Below are 16,808 nucleotides of genomic sequence, written 5' to 3'. Positions count from 1 at the left end.
TTAGAGGTCTTTCCTATTGGTCACTTATCTTTGGGGTTCCCACGATTAATTTCCTTGATTAATCTTGCTGGTCTTGCCCTCTTTCCTCTCTCCCTTGAGCCTGATTTCTTATTTTCCTCTGCCTAGAGTGATAGAAGAGGGGTAATGAGGTACTATCTCCCACTGCGGATGAAGTGGAAATTGTGCCAATTCTTAGCCCTGCTCCGGAAATATTAACCGGTCCAGCAGTGTGAATTCTATCTTCTGCATCCATGGAAAATGAGCCTTGTCCGTCCTTGTCAGCATCAGCAACAAAGGTTAATCTATATTGAGAGCCTTGTAGCAGATTATTGCTCAGGTCTTCAATGGTGATATTATTTGTGGCTTCAATCGCGATACAGCGCTTCGCGCTGTAAAGTCACCGCCTATTCTCAGTGTTCCACCATCAAATCTTCCGGAAACATTGAGGGTTGCGTCAATAATTCCGATGCGCTCTCCCATAATGTTAATGATACCGCCATTTTCTGCGGATGTATTTACGGTTCCGGAGATGAGGGAGACTCCATTAACATCGGGAATTTCTATGCCACTTCCAGAGAGGACAATTTGCCCTTGTTCGTTAACTTGAAATCGATCGGCATGATCGAGTCCTGAATGGGTGAGAAGTTCGGGAATTTGGAGGGGGGTGATTGGGGATTCTTCCTGATTCTCATCTAGGGGAATATCGAGGCTTAATAGGTATCCTTCTTGGGTAATTCTAATAATTTGTTGGTCGGGAATGGCGAGGATATTGATGGTTCCGCCAGGGGCTTCTAAGGTTCCCAGATTAATAACATTTGCGCCCATTAAAGTGAGATTGGAACCTTCGGAAAGCTTCAAGTCTCCGAAGTTAACGATACTGCCGGAGCCATTAAGATCGAAGCGAAATTCATGGGGCGTGCCGACGAGTTGACTCCAGTTATTGTCGCCTACTGCGTTAAACCATTGTCCATTACCCAAGCCAATTGCGGTGGCAGTAGTGGCGATAAAATCGGCGGGAACATTGAGCTGGGCATTGGGACCAAACACAATTCCGGCAGGATTCATAATGAAGAGGTTAGAGTTGCCACCAGAGACTTGAATTAAACCGTTGATAATGGAGGCATTGCCTCCGTTGACTCGGGTTAAAATATTCTGAATTTGAGGAGTACTCATGAAGTTGGCAATTTGCCCTTGAGATAATCCGAGTTGTTCAAGACTATGGAATAGGTTGCGTCCATTTCCGGAAAGTTGTCCGCCTTGAATATTGAATTGATTGCCTTGAGTATTGACGAGGGTTCCTGTACCATCCATGGCGGGAATAATTGGTTGGGTAAGGGTTTTGGGGGCGAGGCTAAAGATTCCTAGGGTGGAGGTGAGAAGGGTAAGGTAAAAATGATGGTTCAGAGAAATAAATAATCAAGCAACTGGCGATCGCCCCTTCAACCTCCAAAACCCAGGCATAGGTGAGTGGTTTAGCCAATTGATGGCGAATATTAAGCATTAAAGTCAAAATTTGGTTTTACCCGCATAGATGGGTCAATTTCTTGGCGCTCTGCGGCAGATTCCACCCATAGTGGGGCAATTTGTTCTGCATCCTCTAGAGTCGCCAATCGATAGCGATAATTCATGGCTCCATCCCTAATTAAATTTATGCACTTCTATAAGGATCTCTATTTTTTCAGGGTAATTTTATGCAAATTCCCGAAAATCGTAATAAAACGTCACATTTCTTGGAGAGATAGGGGAATTAGGGACACACTCCAAACACAAAAAGTCCCTATTCCCTATTCCCCATTCCCCATTACCCAGGCAAAGCACTATACATCAATTCCAACTTTTTTTCCAGGGTAAACCGGTGGGGTTTATGAATTCCATAACCCTGAGCATAGTTAATCCCCAAGGCTTTCACTTCCGCTAAAATTTCTTCATTTTCAATGGATTCAGCAATCGTTTTTAACCCCATCACTTGAGCAATACGCTGAATTGATTCCACCATTACTCGATTCATTCGATCCTCTATTAAACTCTTAATAAACGCTCCATCAATCTTTAAGTAATCAATCGGCAATTGTTTCAAATAAGTAAACGAGGACATGCCACTGCCAAAATCATCCAAGGCAAATTGACATCCCAATTCTTTTAACTCTGTAATAAATCTGACCGCCTGATTCAAGTGCGTAATGGCAACCGTTTCAGTAATTTCAAACCCAATTAGAGAGGGGGGAATATGATATAACCAAAATTGTTCTTTGAGGAACTTTAAAAACGAAACATCATTAAAACTTGCCCCCGATAAATTAATCAAATAAATCGGCTTCAATAAGCGATTATATTGCCCCCCCGATCTTTGACTAATCTGATCGGATAACTGTTGAAATAAATGGCGAATCACCCATCGATCGATTGCTGGCATCAGATCGTAACGTTCAGCCGCTGGTAGAAAAGCCATGGGAGGAACAAGAGTTCCTTTTCCATCAATCATACGGATAAACAGTTCGCCAAAAAGTCGAGTGTTAGACCTGGAATTTAGAGGAACAATTTGTTGGATATACAAGCAAAATTGATTCTCTTCTAGGGCACGATTAATGCGAGCAACCCATTCCATATCGCCTTGCCGTTTCACCACTTCTCGATCTTCGATTTGGTAAATATGAATCCGGTTACGTCCCCCTTCTTTAGCGGCATACATAGCCGTATCGGCAGCACTCAGGGCAATATGTTCATTTTCAATGGATCGATCGATCGGGACTAAGCCAATACTCACTCCTATCGTAAAGAGTTTATCTTCCCAAACGAAGCGAAAACTTTGAATGGTTTCAATGATTTTTTGCGCAACTTTTTGCCCTTCACCCACGGAACAATAATGCAATAATAATCCAAATTCATCTCCGCCTAGACGACCAAAGGTATCAGTTTTGCGAATATTACTTTGTAGAATACCGGTAATTTGACGCAGCAGTTGATCTCCGGCAGAATGGCCACAGGTATCATTAACGATTTTGAATTGATCTAAGTCTAAATAGCATAAAATATGCTGTTGATTCAATTGATGGGTTTCCTCAAGAGCAGCTTTGAGGCATTGCTCAAATTCTCGGCGATTAATTAAACCGGTGAGGGGATCGTGGCTTGCTTGCCAAGAGAGTTGATGGGCGAGGTTACGGGCTGAAGTGACATCTCGGCAAACAATCACGGTTCCCACTAGGAGATTACCCTTTAAGCGAATGGGCGCAATGCACAGTTCAATAATATAATGTTGGCGATCGCTCTTAAAGTAAAGGGCGTAGTTAGAGACTTTAACAATTTTTCCTGTGGTCAGGCATTGATGAATCAGGATTTCAATTGGTTTTTGCTTAATATCGCTGTTAGAGAAAATTTGACTAACCGATCTACCTTGAGTCGCATAACTGGTTAAACCCATCAGTTTTTCTGCGACTGGGTTGAGAGATTCAATTTGGTGATTGACATTGGTGACAATCACTGCATCACCGATAGAATTAAGTGTGATTTGAGCCAGTTCTTTTTCTTGCTGAAGGGCTTCTTCAAGGTTCTGGCGATCGCTAATTTCTTGTTTTAGGCGTAGATTAGCTTGTACCAAATCAGTCGTACGCTGAATCACTCGCTGTTCTAAGGTTTCGTTAGCTTTTCGCAGAGCATCAGAGGATTGTTTCCGTTCAATCGCGTAGCGCAGCGATCGCGTCAGCAACTCCGTATTTAACTGTCGTTTGATCAAATAATCCTGCGCCCCTTGACGTACCGCTTCTACCGCTAACGCACTATCCGTATTATTTGTCAATACAATAATTGGTACATCTGGTACTTTCTCCATCAGAGGATTTAGGGACTCTAGCCCTTGAGCATCCGGTAAACTCAAATCCAGCAAGATTATCTTAAACACCTGCTCTTCTAGTTGATTGAGAGCTTCTGATAACCGACTCACATGGGTAAGCTCAACCTCCATAGAAGGCGCTTGTTTCAAACGCTCCTGTAGTAGACGAGCTTCAGCACGATTGTCTTCAATTAAAAGGATCTGAATTTGAACTAAGGGGTCTTCCACCGTCAATCACCCTTCTTAAGAATTTAGATTTTATATTACAGTTTTTCAACTTATTTCTATATTCTAGAAGGATTCGTCTCAATTAGAACATCAAAGCTTTATTCTATTTACAAAAATTAACAATCCTCGCTAAAACTGTTAGGGATCAAGTCAGAGGAAGGGAAACCGTGCGAAACCAAAACGTTTCAATTTGCTCAACCAGATGAAAAAGTTGTTTCAGATTGTTAGGTTTATGAAGATAACAATTGGCATGTAACTGGTAGCTTTCTTGGATATCTTCTGGCCGTTGAGATGTACTTAAAATCAAAATAGGGATATGTTTAAGTTTAGGATCGGTTTTAATTTCTGCTAGCACTTCTCGACCATTTTTTCGGGGTAAATTTAAGTCAAGCAGCACTAAATCAGGAAGAAGACGTTCTGTAAATGGAGGTTCAGAACGTAAATAGGCGATCGCATCTACTCCATTATCTACAGATCGAATCTGATATGGCCGAGTAATTTGTTTAAACCCTTCCTGAATTAAACGCACATGGGCCGAATTATCCTCGATCATTAAAATCCGATGAACTTGATCCAAATTAGTCATTTAAATTACAGCCTATTTTTGTTAAAAAATATTAAGCACTTTTGAGCAATAATAACCATGGGGATTGGCAATGTCAAGTCTAATCCAGTTACACCTTAACCGATGTCGCATCTAGACAGTCTGCTTAGGAATAGTAAAATAAAAAGTTGACCCTTGACCTACTTCGGATTCCACCCATATTTTACCGCCATGAACTTCAACTATTTTTTTACAAATAGCCAGTCCAATGCCTGTACCTTCGTATTCTTCACGGGTATGAAGACGTTGGAAAATGGTAAAAATACGATCGGCCATTTCTTTCTCAATACCAATCCCATTATCTTGTACTGAAAACAACCATTCTTCTCTTTGCTCTCGAACTCCAATATGAACCTGGGAAATATTATCCCGGTGAAACTTGAGAGCATTACTAATTAAATTCTGAAACAGTTGTGTTAATTGGGTTGTATCGCCCAGAATATTAGGAAGAGAATCATAGGTAATCTGAGCTTTCACTTCGGCAATCCGAATCTGTAAGTTGACCAAACTCCGTTTCAGACTATCTTCTGCATTTATCCAAACAAACTCTTCATCTTTTCTTCCCACTCTTGAATAAGCCAACAAATCATCAATCAAACCTTGCATATGGCTCACCCCTTCCACCACAAAACCTAAGAAGTCTTTTCCATCTTTATCGAATCGATCTTCATAGCGCATTTCCAGCAATTCTACATAACTAGCAATCAGATTCAACGGTTCCTGTAGATCGTGGGAAGTAATATAAGCAAATTTTTCCAGCTCGGCATTAGATCGCTCTAATTCTCTAGTCAACTTCGATAATTCATCCACTTGATTTAAGATGATATGAATTAGCGATTTTCGCAATTCTTTTGCCGCTTCAATTTCATGGTTTTCCCAGGGCAAAGATGTCCCACGAATGATTTCTTTCCAGGCTTCAAAAGAATTGCGAGGCAATAGCTTGAGCTGGTTATTTTTATCCCAAATTTCTTGCTTTTCATACGGATTGCCGCCCCAAGTGATGGTCTGTAAAACTTCTGGTCGAAACCAGAGCAGATAATTTTCTTTGGAAATATGCACTGCCAATAAACCGACAGATATTTGCTCAAAAACCTCTGCTTGAGGATAGACTTTAGATAAACATTGAGTATAAAAAAGATCGTCTTTTAGATGACGATCTAGCCATTCAATGAGCTGTGTTATATCTTTTTCTTCTGGGGTTAGACCCAGAGTAATATACGATCCATTCCAGAAAATAGCAGCCCCTTGGGCATTGACTAAATCCAATAAATTAGGTTTATGGTTCACTAAACCATCAATAAAGGTATGATCCCGACCCATGAATGCCAGAAGTTGGGATTGAACGCCACTTGATTCGACTCGATATTCATAAATTTCATGATCGGTTTTTGTACTCAATTCTATCGAAAAAAGCTGACAAATAAATTCTCCAACTTGCCTCACTTTATGGGATACATATTTCGGGCTACAATGGTGGCAAGATACCAGTCCCCATAGTTTTCCTTCCTTCTTTAAAGACAAGACTAAACTTGCCCCAACTCCCATGTTTTTTAGATATTCCTGATGGCAACTTGTATGTCCCCGTAGAATAGAATGGGTTAAATTCAAGGATTGCTCGCCAACATTTTGTTTATCCGATAGTATGGGGATGGTCTTAGATTGAACATCTGGAATCATCCTCGACCAAATTTCTTCTAAGATTTCCAAACAAAATTGAGTATCTTGTTTTGGGAAATGCAAACCCAGAAAGGGTTCTATCTCAGCATTTTTAGCTTCGGCAATAACTTGTCCATTAAACTCTTGATCGTATTGGTAAATCATCACTCGATCGAATTGAGTGATTCTTTTTATTTCTTGTGCCAAGGTTTCACACGACCGTTGTAAATCCGTGTCTACCTTGAGTTTTTTACTGATTTCCTGCGTGAGTTCTAAGGTTAACCCCATATCAGATGATTTCCCGGATCGGTTGTTCTCAAATTCCAGAATAATCAGATTATCTAAATTGCGATGAATGGAAACAGGAAGTACTTTACGAGATGGCTTTTGACTTTTCAGTCTGGCATGAATCATGAAGCTCGAAGATTCAGAAAGTTTAGTAATCTCTTGTTTTAAGCGCTTTCGAGATATTAGGACATCCACATTCTGACCCAGTAATTCTTGTGGGGGTAGTCCAAAGAGATCTTCAATATTGTCGCTGGCATAAACAACTCTAAAATTCTCTTCTTCCAGAGCAATCAAAAATCCATGGTTTTGAATACAGCCGATACGAGCAATATCTTGTTCGTAGGGAGGAATTTCTCTTCCATAATTGAGTAACATAGGATCTCTCCGAGTGACGAATCAAAAAGAGCAAGGATCAAGAGTTGAGGAGGATTTGAGCGATCGCCAACCCAAGAGCAATCCCCAAAACTCCTAGAGTCGCGATGTAATCTGGGGGATCGATTGATGAGGCATATTTTAACATGCTACGATTGTGACCATACCCCCGCAAACGCATAGCCTGATACACCCTCTCTGACTGCTCATAGGTTCTCACCAACAAGGTTCCCATTAAAGCGGCTAAGGTTTGAATGTTGCGCCAACTGAATCGCTTGGGATCAAAACCCCGCAAACGAGACGCTATTTTTAGTGTTTTCAAGCGATCGCCAAATTCTGTTAAATAACGATAGCTCAAAAGCATCATATCCCCCAAAACCAAAGGCAACCCCAATTGTCCCATCGCCTTAATCATGATTAAAAATGGGGCAGTACCAAACAAAATTAAAGCCAAAACCAAAATACAGAAAAACCGTACACTGATTAAAATGACGGCCAAACATCCTTCCAAACGCACGGAAACTACTCCCCATTCCCACAGGACGGTTTCTCCCGCAATAAAGGGTAAAAAGATTACAATGCCCAACAAAAACCAGCTCGGATAGCGCAAGCGTTGGCGTAAAAAAGACCAGGGAAGCCGAGAAATAACGTAGAATACTAATGTTATTCCTAAGATTACGGGTAACAAGATTAAAGATTGAATCCCTGAAAACGAAAAAATCAACCCCATTAATCCAATGAACTTACATCGAGGTTCCCAGCGATGCATAGGAGAGTTGAGATCGGCGTAAGTATCGAGTTCTAATCTCATATTGATATCAGGCCTTAAAAAAGACACAAACAACACCAAAAAAATTCTGGGTTTTCTGTGTCTGAGTGATTTTTGGGATTTGAAGAGTTATAGTCTCAATACCAGATGAATCTGGAGAGTCTAACTTCACGTTCAATCTGAGGAAGAGCCTCTACTTAAAACTACTTAGATCTTAGTATCGATCTCTGCGCCGTCCTCCTCCTCCTCCTCTGTTATCCTCACGGGGTTTAGCCTTATTGACTCTAAGCTGGCGACCCATCCATTCTGCCCCATCAAGGCTCGAAATAGCACTTTCTTCTTCTGCATCTTCTTGCATATCGACAAAAGCAAAACCTCTGATACGCCCCGTTTCCCGGTCAGTCGGTAAAGTGACTCGCTTGACGGAACCGTAGTCTGTAAAAACGACCCTGAGATCGTCTTCCGTGGCATCATAAGATAAATTACCGATATAAATTGTCATGAATTACCTCTAGAATGAATGGATTAGGTGTATACATTGATCTAGCACTTCGCATGGGCTAGGGTCACAGTTGAAGACTCGATCGCCCTCTACTGTTAATTAAGGCACAATTACTGGTCAATTAACTGGGTAACGAAGTGCTAAAGTAGCAGATAAGCTTTTGAACAAATCAGCTTGCTCGAAGCCTAAAACGTTGGAGCGACAGAAGATTCAGTCCGTCAGAGCGCTCTGATTATGGCTGAATCCCCTCATGGATATTACGTCTTAGTAGCGCGAACGGGAAAATCCCTTGTTGTTTGACCGTTGTTCACGGGGTTTGGCTTTATTCACTTTCAAAACTCGGTCCATCCATTCAGCGCCGTCAAGTTCATCAATAGCTTTGTCTTCTTCCGCTTCAGTTTCCATTTCCACAAAACCAAAGCCACGCTTACGCCCAGTTTCCTTGTCAACGGGCAAACTCACCCGCGTTACACTACCATATTCAGTAAAGACCTCTCTAACATCCTCTTCGTTGACTTTATAAGATAAATTACCAATATAAACGGACATGCGATACCTCCGGAATCATTTAGGTGCAGAAGTTGCTATTCGGAGATACGCCAAGCATTAACACAAACACAGTGATCTACCGATTTTAGTCTTCAGTAGACAGTTTAGCACAGACCAGAGCTGATATAGCTCCTTGATAAAGATTCTTTTCCCGGCCAACTGTTTTGGTTAAAAATAGGTTGGCGACCCCCCGATCGAAAGTTAACTTCATTCTTTTTGGCGATCGCCTTACCATTGATTTTTAACCCCCCTTTATTCTCACACTCTTCTTGGTGTTAAAACCCTCGATTGCGATTTCCACCACGGGGTTCACGAGGTTTAGCCTTATTTACTTTGAGCACTCTACCCATCCACTCAGCTCCATCAAGGGACTCTATTGCCGCGTCCTCTTCGGCTTCCGTATTCATCTCTACAAAAGCAAAGCCGCGCTTCTTGCCTGATTCACGGTCAAGAGGCAAAGACACTTTGTCCACCGTTCCATAATCTTCAAATATCTCTCTGATATCCTCTTCACTGGCCTGAAAAGAAAGATTACCAACATATACAGTCATGCATTACCTCTAGAATCAATAGCAAATAGAAGTTTAGATTCGGATCTTACCCTTCAAGCCAATGTAAGCGAACTAAGGGATCTACCGATCAAAGTCTTCAGTCCTTAGTTTAGCATGGGGAAACAATTATGATTCATAATTAATGTTCCTTTACTTTAGCTCTAAGCGTCACCTTCTAGATCTGCTCTTGGCGGAACTTCAATGCCAGGATTTCCCAAGGTTGAATCTCTAACGAGGTATTTCCGTCCTCTTCTTCTAATAAATTAACCCGGTTTCCATAATCAAGACCTAGGTTATTTTTCACCTCTATGCGCTCAGTTGTTCCTTGAGACTCATAACCTCTAACGATCCAATGATACGGATTATCTTCAGATCTCTTAAAAGTAGTCAAAATCAAAGCAGTTGACGAGAACTCTAAATAACTGAGTCTACTCTTCTCGCTTCCGGGTTGATCGCGATCCGATAAGGAACCGGGATAAACTTGTAAAAGACAATTCAATTCATATCCCCGTTGGACTGTTCCTGCTGCTTGCCAACTGCCGCCATGGGGATAGAGTGCATACTTAAATTCATGCTCTCCTAAATCGGCCTCTGGATCGGGCCAAGTTGAGCCGCGCAGTAAACTTAATCGCAATTGATCTGGATGGGGATCGTACCCCGACTTATAATCCGTTAGTAGACTCACACCATAGTTTTGAACCTCATCGGTTAGATCTGCCCAGTTGAGAGCAGGCACTTCCCATTTTGCCCGATCTTGCTCCGTCTTGAAATGGGTAGAACGGCGAATTGCACCACAGGGGATTTCATATGTCATATAATCGGCTTGTAGCTGGACTGGAAAGCTTACTTTCAAAAGCGTGTGACGTTCTTTCCAATTCACACAAGTGGTAATTCTCAGTTGATTTTCATTGCCAAACAAGGTATAATACTGAGTGATTTTAGAATGGCCAATCGTGCGAACTACTTTAATCGTTTTCACCAGTTTTCCATAGGTTTCCCAGTCCATCGATTCTAATTGTGTTGGTGGCAAAGGAAACTTCTGATAATCAGGATCAATATTCCAAGCGTCCCAATATTGCCCTCGATCGACAAATGCTTGTAGTTGATTGCCTAAACCTCTAAGGACTGAGCGATGATTCTGGCGATCGCACAATTCTAGGATATCTCCAGTTGCCGGATCGAGGGTGACTTCAAGGGATTCGTTTTTGAGTGTGAACTCCCTAGGATAATCTACGGATAAAACCGGTTCAGTATTCGGCACGAACCAAACCAGTTGATAGCCCACTGACGGAATATTGGGAGTCAAGAAGTAGATTAAATTATTTTCAATTTGACTAACCCACTCTTGGCCATCTGAATCCAAAATTTTAGCCGATAGAATCCCTTCTGGCAAAGTTATAGATACGACCTCAGAACGGAACCAGTTGAGGGGATTGAAAATCAGGAGGGGTTGTGCCCCAAAAGCAGGAGGTTCGGGAAAGGAAATTTGAGAGGCGATTGCCCCTAAAGCCTGCTGAATGATTTCTTCTGTTGTTTCAATAACCTGTTGCCATTCCTGATTGGCTTCTTGAAAGACTTCCGGAATCGAAGACCCTGGTAAAATATCATGAAATTGATTAAATAATACCGATTTCCAAGCCTGCTCTAACCTGGCTTGAGGATAGTCATATCCCATTAATAAACTCGCACAACTTGACCAGAGTTCTGCTTGGTATAACAACCGCTCGCAACGGCGATTATAAAATTTCTGATCGGCATGACTGGTATAACAGCCCCGATGAAATTCTAAGTATAATTCATCGGCCCAAATGGGATAGTCTTTTTCTTGGGCTAAATGGTCTAAATAAGTGTGAGCTTTGGTGAACTGAAGGCGGGGAAAAATGCGAGATGCTTGCGATCGCCTCCCCAACTCCAGCATATCCCGACTCGGCCCCCCTCCATGATCGCCAACCCCTGGTAAACCAAGGACTTGCGCTTTCCCTGTCCTCTCTTTGCTCTCCATGGCATAACGGGTTAACTTGACCAGATCAATCCCTTCACCAATGGGTGCAGACATCAGACTTAATATCTGAGTACCATCCAAACCTTGCCAGAAAAATACTTCATGGGGAAACTCATTGGTATCATTCCAACGGAGCTTTTGAGTCACAAAATAATCAATCTTTCCTAACTTTAAAATTTGTGGTAATTGCCAACAAAATCCAAAACTATCGGGCAACCAAGCGACCCGGTTTAAGACTCCAAAATGTTCGCGAATATAGCGTTGTCCATACAAGACTTGACGAATAATTGATTCGCCACTAACTAAATTAAATTCGGGTTCAACCCACAAGCCAGCAATGATTTCCCATCTGCCTTCGCGAACTCGATTTTTGATAGCATTAAATAAATGGGGCTGATGATGTTCGAGCCAAGCATACAAGGCGGGAGTAGAATGACCAAAGGTAAGCTCAGGAAATTCTGTCTGCAATTGCAACACGGATGTAAATGTTCGCTGTGCTGCTTCCCAGGTTTCCGAAACTGGCCATAACCAAGCTAAGTCGAGATGAGCATGGCTAAGGAGGAAAATCTGGGGACTAGGGGGAAGATTAAGGGAGAATAGACGATCGCCCAATGCCTCTAACTGACGATTAAACTCAGGGCGATCGCCAATCTTAGACCAGTCTAACCCGGAAATTGCCCCCATCAGCCCCTCTAAAAACTCCGGATCATCCGCTCCAGACAAAAACAAAGTTTCTAGCTCATCGGCAATAAACCCCGGATCGACCGTTGTTTGCCCCTCAAACAGAGCTAAACTTCGGACCATAGCCCCCGGATCGTGCCCCGGACTTACCAAGCGTACAGCCAAATTAAACTCCATTCCAGGGACAACTTCTGGACTCAATAAAATCCGAGTGGCACAATCAAACAGATCCCCTTCCTGGACACATTCCCCATTAACAAATACCTGCGCCACCTCTGCCCACCACATCAGGCTCCATCTGAGGCATAATCCTTCTAGGGGATATCCTTGCAACTGTGCAGGAACAGTAAAGTGTTGTCCGAACCAGAGGACTTGACCTTTTTCCCAAGCCACATGACCTTTAGCGTTGATCTCAACGGGACTCCAGGACAACCAAATCTCAGGATCAACCCCCTGATTAACCCGAAGATCGTCAGGGCAGCATAACCATTGAGATTGTAGATCTAAGCAAGTGAGCGATCGCAACCGATCCAGCGTTTGTTGAAAGAAAGTCATAAATTAGTAATTGGTAAGTGATAATTGCCCCATCTTCCCCACCCCGTCCCCCGATCGCAAATGCTATAGAATAAAACAATCATATGGGTTAAGAGGGGAAAACATGACTCTTGGCGATCGCTATCAAAGTCGGATTTTAAATAGGTTTCAATACCATTCTCAGCAATGGATTGACCGGGGAACCCGCGCCCTCCGCCACCTAAAAGTAGCCGCAGAATGGACGCTCCAAGTCATGGTTTATCCCATTTATTGGCTCTTCCAAAGCGGGCGCACCATTAATCATCAATTTCAGCAGAACGTCACCCCTTGGCTGAACTCCCCAGAACCTCAAGAAACAGAACCCGATACCTCCATTTTGGAAATTTTACAGGAAGTCACCCAACTCAACCCGCCGGTTAAACTTCCTTCTCTGGTTCAACCGACTCCCTCAAGTCCCTATCCTGTTTCTAAACAACTGCTGCAAGGTATTGCCAGTCAACTCAACTCTGGCAAATTAGTCCTCGTCTCCCAAACCAATCAAACCCTTGATATTTTAACGCCCCAACAGCAGCAAACCATTCAACAGGCGATCGTCCAAAAACTCCTCCCCCCTTCTGCAACTTCCCTACCTCATATTCCCTTGTCTATCCTTGCTCAACGCCCCCACCTATTTCCCCCCATACGGCGCTTCTGGCAACTGATGGCTTGGATGGAACAAAGTGAAGTTGCTCTAGCGATTGACAGCTTTGGTGAATCTCAAACCCACCAACCCCAGCCCATTGCCCAACTGAACACCTTGAGCGCTAACGCCCCTTGGCTGACTTTTTTAGATCTGCATCCTCCTACAGGCTTTAACTCTAATCGCTCATCCGAACAACGCTCTAAACCCAAAACTCCCTCCCCCCAACCTATCGCCCAAACCGCATTTATCAAAACTGACGATCCGTGGTTAAGCTCAGAAGAGTTATTTGGTACAATTGGCGATCGCACCGAACCCTCATCCATCAGTCAACCGCAAGCGTCCAGCACTCCAGAATCTGCACCAGATTATATTGAAACTCAAGCCACTGGCCATGAATATATCCTATCGCCTACGGAAAAATTCTTGCTCTGGCTCGATCGCCTCTTTCTTAAAGCAGAAGAACAGGTGATTAAAGTCTTACGTTGGCTCAATGAAGAAGTTTGAATGAGTCATGAGTAATCTCCGCTTCCTTCGACTCCGCTCAGGGAACGCCTGCCTCCCTATATCTCCCTGTCCCCCATCCTCTACTAGGTTTTTCAGCCAAATTTCGATATGATGATCCAAAGCCTATCTGTTCGGAGAAACATAAATGCTCACGCTCAAAATCGTTGTTAATATCGTTGTGCTTTTCTTTGCAGCTTTATTTGTATTTGGGTTCCTATCGAGTGACCCCTCTCGTAACCCCGGTCGTCGCGACTTAGAGTAATCATTTTTGGGTTATAATACGGAAATATCCATTGCTTTTTTGCAATTTGCGCTACTTGATGTCCTTCCGGTAGCGCAATCTCTTTTGATAGGGTAGTTACCTGCAATGCCAATATCTTTGTCGAGGTAAGTTTGCGCTTTTAAATCATTCTTGGGTTTCGAGGTATCGAGATGAAGATGAAACGTAGGGCGATCGCCCAAGATACACTGAATATTCTGAATACTGGCTCTTATCATAGCGAGCAAGGGCAACTGGTCAATATCCAGCGAGAAATTAAAACCTGTTTAGCAGGCACAAGATACTATGAACCCGAAGCCCTAATTACCCTTGAAAATCAGGTTCTGTCTGTGGCTCCCCAGTTTGAGTATACGGAGTTTATCGTCAGGAATGAAACGGCGTTAGTGGGTGCAGAGCGTCTCGCGCGATCGCAAGACTTTGAAAAAATTGGAGTGCTTAATTTTGCCTCCTCTAAAAATCCCGGAGGTGGATTCCTCAATGGCGCTCACGCTCAGGAAGAAAGTTTAGCTCGCAGTTCGGCACTGTACCAGAGTTTAACTCGATGCCGCCAATACTACGACTATCATCGCGCCCATCGCGATCTCTTGTACTCCAATCGGATGATTTATTCAGCCCATTGTCCTGTTTTTCGCCAAGATGATGGCACCTTGCTAGAGGCTCCCTATCTAGTCAATTTTATTACCAGTCCGGCTCCTAATGCTGGGGCAATAACCCGCAATAATCCCAAACAGCTCCAACACATTCCCGAAGTATTGCGCGATCGCACCAGTAAAGTCTTGACTCTAGCGGCACATCATGGTTGCGATGCTTTAGTCTTAGGGGCTTGGGGATGTGGCGTTTTTAGGAATAATCCTGCACAGGTTGCCCAAACTTTTGCTGACTTTCTTTTACCCCATCAATCCTTTTGGGGACGATTCAAAACTATATTATTCTCTGTACTCTCCTCGGACAAACAGCAACACATCTTAGCTGAATTTGAACACCGATTTAGTTCCACCTCATAAAGTTTCAAAAAACAAACGATCGCCTTTGTCAAGGAAACTGGGATTTACTGTTATGCACCCGCTATTGACACCGCACACGGTTTTTACAAAGCGGCCCCACAAATTCGCTACAATGATCGCTTAACCAACACCAATGTTAATTAGAATCTACTGGGGATAAACCATTTTTTCGGGAACGACAATGCGATCGAATTCTTCAGCAGAAATATAGCCTAGTTCTAAACAGGCTTGCTTTAAGGTTAAGTCTTTGTCTAGGGCATAATGGGCAACCTTCGCTGCATTATCATAGCCGATCGCCGGACTCAGTGCTGTTACCAACATTAATGACTCGTTTAAATAAGTATTGATTTGTTTCTGGTTCGCTTGCAGTCCATCCAGCAGAAAATTGGTAAAATTATTGCAAGTATCGCCCAATAATGTCATTGATTCCAACAAATTAAAGATCATCATGGGCTTGAAAACATTCAGTTCAAAATGCCCTTGAGAACCGGCAATACTAATGGCGGTATCATAACCAATGACCTGAGCTGCAACCATAGTCATCGCTTCGCACTGCGTGGGATTCACCTTCCCCGGCATGATCGAAGATCCCGGCTCATTTTCTGGTAGGATTAACTCTCCTAAACCACAGCGCGGACCGCTGCCTAAAAAGCGAATATCATTGGCAATTTTCATCAGGGAACAGGCCAATGTTTTTAACGCCCCACTGGTCATAATAATGGCATCATGGGCGGCAATTGCGGCGAATTTATTCGGTGCAGAAATAAAGGGATATCCGGTTAAATGGTGAATTTTTCGGGCCACCATTTGAGCAAAGCCTTTTGGTGCGTTTAACCCCGTGCCAACGGCGGTTCCTCCGAGTGCCAATTCATACAGGTCGGGTAGGGTTTGTTCGATGCGCTTCAAGTCTGCGGTCAATTGGACACCATAACCCGAAAACTCTTGACCGAGGGTAAGGGGAACGGCATCTTGGAGATGGGTGCGGCCAATTTTGACAATATCGGCAAACGCTTCTGATTTCTTTTGCAGGGCATCCCGCATTTTTGTCACCTTGGGAATCAGGTGTTGATGGAGCGCCAAAACTGCGGCAATGTGCATCGCGGTGGGAAAGGTATCATTAGATGACTGGGACATATTGACATGATCGTTGGGATGGATGGGGGTTTTGCTGCCCAATTTTCCTCCTGCAAAGGCGATCGCCCGATTTGCAATCACCTCATTGACGTTCATATTGCACTGCGTCCCACTTCCTGTCATCCACACGCGCAGGGGAAAATGATCGTTAAGCTTACCGGCAATAATTTCATCGGCTGCTTTGGTAATTAATTTTTCTTTTTCTTCCGGGAGTTTATTGAGTTCCTGATTGGTGATTGCGGCGGCTTTTTTCAAGATAGCAAACGCCACAATCACTTCTTGAGGGATAAAATTATGACCAATCGAGAAATATTTGAGCGATCGCTGGGTTTGCGCTCCCCAATAGCGATCGTTCTGTACCTCAATTTCCCCCATACTATCCGTTTCAATCCGAGTCTTGGCAGCTTCTTGCGTCATATCCTGGTTCTCCATCTCCTAATCTCTTAGATTGTAGAGTGACTTGGAAATCCCGCAAAGAGGGGGGATGGGGAGGATGGGGAGGCTTACAAGTGAATGATTTTAAGAATTGAGAGAGAATGAAGAGGTACAGGAGTAATGAAGAGGTGGAGGCAATGAGAAAGGAAGTGCCTCAAACCTATGGCAAGTGGGTGAGAGTGGTAATTGAAAAAATGCCCCATTTAA

15 protein-coding genes are annotated in these 16,808 nt (G+C 43.2%); 3 read left to right on the top strand and 12 right to left on the bottom strand.

The annotated features are described in order from the left end of the window. Positions 1–333: 333 nt before the first annotated feature. The 11 genes from J7545_RS18235 to J7545_RS18185 form a co-directional block, all read right to left on the bottom strand. Entirely contained in the window at positions 334–1,311 is a 978-nt protein-coding gene (locus J7545_RS18235) for a filamentous hemagglutinin N-terminal domain-containing protein (RefSeq protein WP_318719957.1), read from the bottom strand. 182 nt (positions 1,312–1,493) lie between these two features. Further along, positions 1,494–1,628 carry a hypothetical protein gene (locus J7545_RS18230; RefSeq protein WP_318719956.1) on the bottom strand — a complete coding sequence of 45 codons (135 nt, stop codon included), beginning with the start codon at positions 1,626–1,628 and terminating at the stop codon, positions 1,494–1,496. Positions 1,629–1,801: 173 nt separating this feature from the next. Beyond that, entirely contained in the window at positions 1,802–4,054 is a 2,253-nt protein-coding gene (locus J7545_RS18225; protein ID WP_318719955.1) for an EAL domain-containing protein, read from the bottom strand. A 145-nt stretch (positions 4,055–4,199) separates the two neighbouring features. Next, positions 4,200–4,640: a response regulator gene (locus tag J7545_RS18220; protein WP_318719954.1), complete on the bottom strand. Its 441-nt coding sequence runs from the start codon at positions 4,638–4,640 to the stop codon at positions 4,200–4,202. A 111-nt stretch (positions 4,641–4,751) separates the two neighbouring features. Further along, positions 4,752–6,977 (bottom strand): ATP-binding protein, encoded by a 2,226-nt coding sequence (locus J7545_RS18215; protein WP_318719953.1) that lies wholly within the window; start codon positions 6,975–6,977, stop codon positions 4,752–4,754. Between the two features lie 37 nt (positions 6,978–7,014). Continuing rightward, positions 7,015–7,785: a cobalt ECF transporter T component CbiQ gene (gene cbiQ / locus J7545_RS18210; RefSeq protein WP_318698580.1), complete on the bottom strand. Its 771-nt coding sequence runs from the start codon at positions 7,783–7,785 to the stop codon at positions 7,015–7,017. A gap of 172 nt (positions 7,786–7,957) precedes the next feature. Continuing rightward, a complete protein-coding gene (locus J7545_RS18205) occupies positions 7,958–8,245 on the bottom strand; it encodes an RNA-binding protein (protein ID WP_318698581.1) in 288 nt (95 codons plus the stop codon). Positions 8,246–8,509: 264 nt separating this feature from the next. Beyond that, the gene (locus tag J7545_RS18200) at positions 8,510–8,794 is read right to left on the bottom strand and encodes an RNA-binding protein (RefSeq protein ID WP_318698582.1); all 285 of its coding nucleotides are present in this window, start codon (positions 8,792–8,794) and stop codon (positions 8,510–8,512) included. 85 nt (positions 8,795–8,879) lie between these two features. Beyond that, positions 8,880–9,005, bottom strand: coding sequence for a hypothetical protein (locus J7545_RS18195; RefSeq protein ID WP_318719952.1), 126 nt, complete (start codon positions 9,003–9,005; stop codon positions 8,880–8,882). A gap of 64 nt (positions 9,006–9,069) precedes the next feature. Beyond that, positions 9,070–9,345 carry an RNA-binding protein gene (locus J7545_RS18190; RefSeq protein WP_318698583.1) on the bottom strand — a complete coding sequence of 92 codons (276 nt, stop codon included), beginning with the start codon at positions 9,343–9,345 and terminating at the stop codon, positions 9,070–9,072. 175 nt (positions 9,346–9,520) lie between these two features. Then, positions 9,521–12,583, bottom strand: a complete 3,063-nt coding sequence (locus J7545_RS18185; RefSeq protein ID WP_318719951.1) for an alpha-mannosidase — start codon at positions 12,581–12,583, stop codon at positions 9,521–9,523. A gap of 103 nt (positions 12,584–12,686) precedes the next feature. Here J7545_RS18185 and J7545_RS18180 point away from each other — a divergent pair, with 103 nt between their 5' ends. From J7545_RS18180 to J7545_RS18170, 3 genes are all read left to right on the top strand, one after another. Beyond that, positions 12,687–13,748, top strand: a complete 1,062-nt coding sequence (locus J7545_RS18180; protein ID WP_318698585.1) for a hypothetical protein — start codon at positions 12,687–12,689, stop codon at positions 13,746–13,748. A gap of 145 nt (positions 13,749–13,893) precedes the next feature. Continuing rightward, positions 13,894–14,010: a photosystem II reaction center protein I gene (locus tag J7545_RS18175; RefSeq protein ID WP_318698586.1), complete on the top strand. Its 117-nt coding sequence runs from the start codon at positions 13,894–13,896 to the stop codon at positions 14,008–14,010. Between the two features lie 170 nt (positions 14,011–14,180). Next, positions 14,181–15,032 carry a TIGR02452 family protein gene (locus J7545_RS18170; RefSeq protein ID WP_318698587.1) on the top strand — a complete coding sequence of 284 codons (852 nt, stop codon included), beginning with the start codon at positions 14,181–14,183 and terminating at the stop codon, positions 15,030–15,032. Positions 15,033–15,179: 147 nt separating this feature from the next. Here the strand turns inward: J7545_RS18170 and fumC are convergent, their stop codons facing one another. Then, entirely contained in the window at positions 15,180–16,583 is a 1,404-nt protein-coding gene (fumC, locus tag J7545_RS18165) for a class II fumarate hydratase (RefSeq protein ID WP_318698588.1), read from the bottom strand. Positions 16,584–16,808: the final 225 nt, after the last annotated feature.

Origin of the sequence: Roseofilum sp. SBFL, assembly GCF_017746885.1 — a bacterium.
Lineage (GTDB): Bacteria > Cyanobacteriota > Cyanobacteriia > Cyanobacteriales > Desertifilaceae > Roseofilum.
The sequence above is the reverse complement of the archived record's forward strand: the minus strand, read 5'-3'. Positions and strand labels throughout refer to the sequence as shown.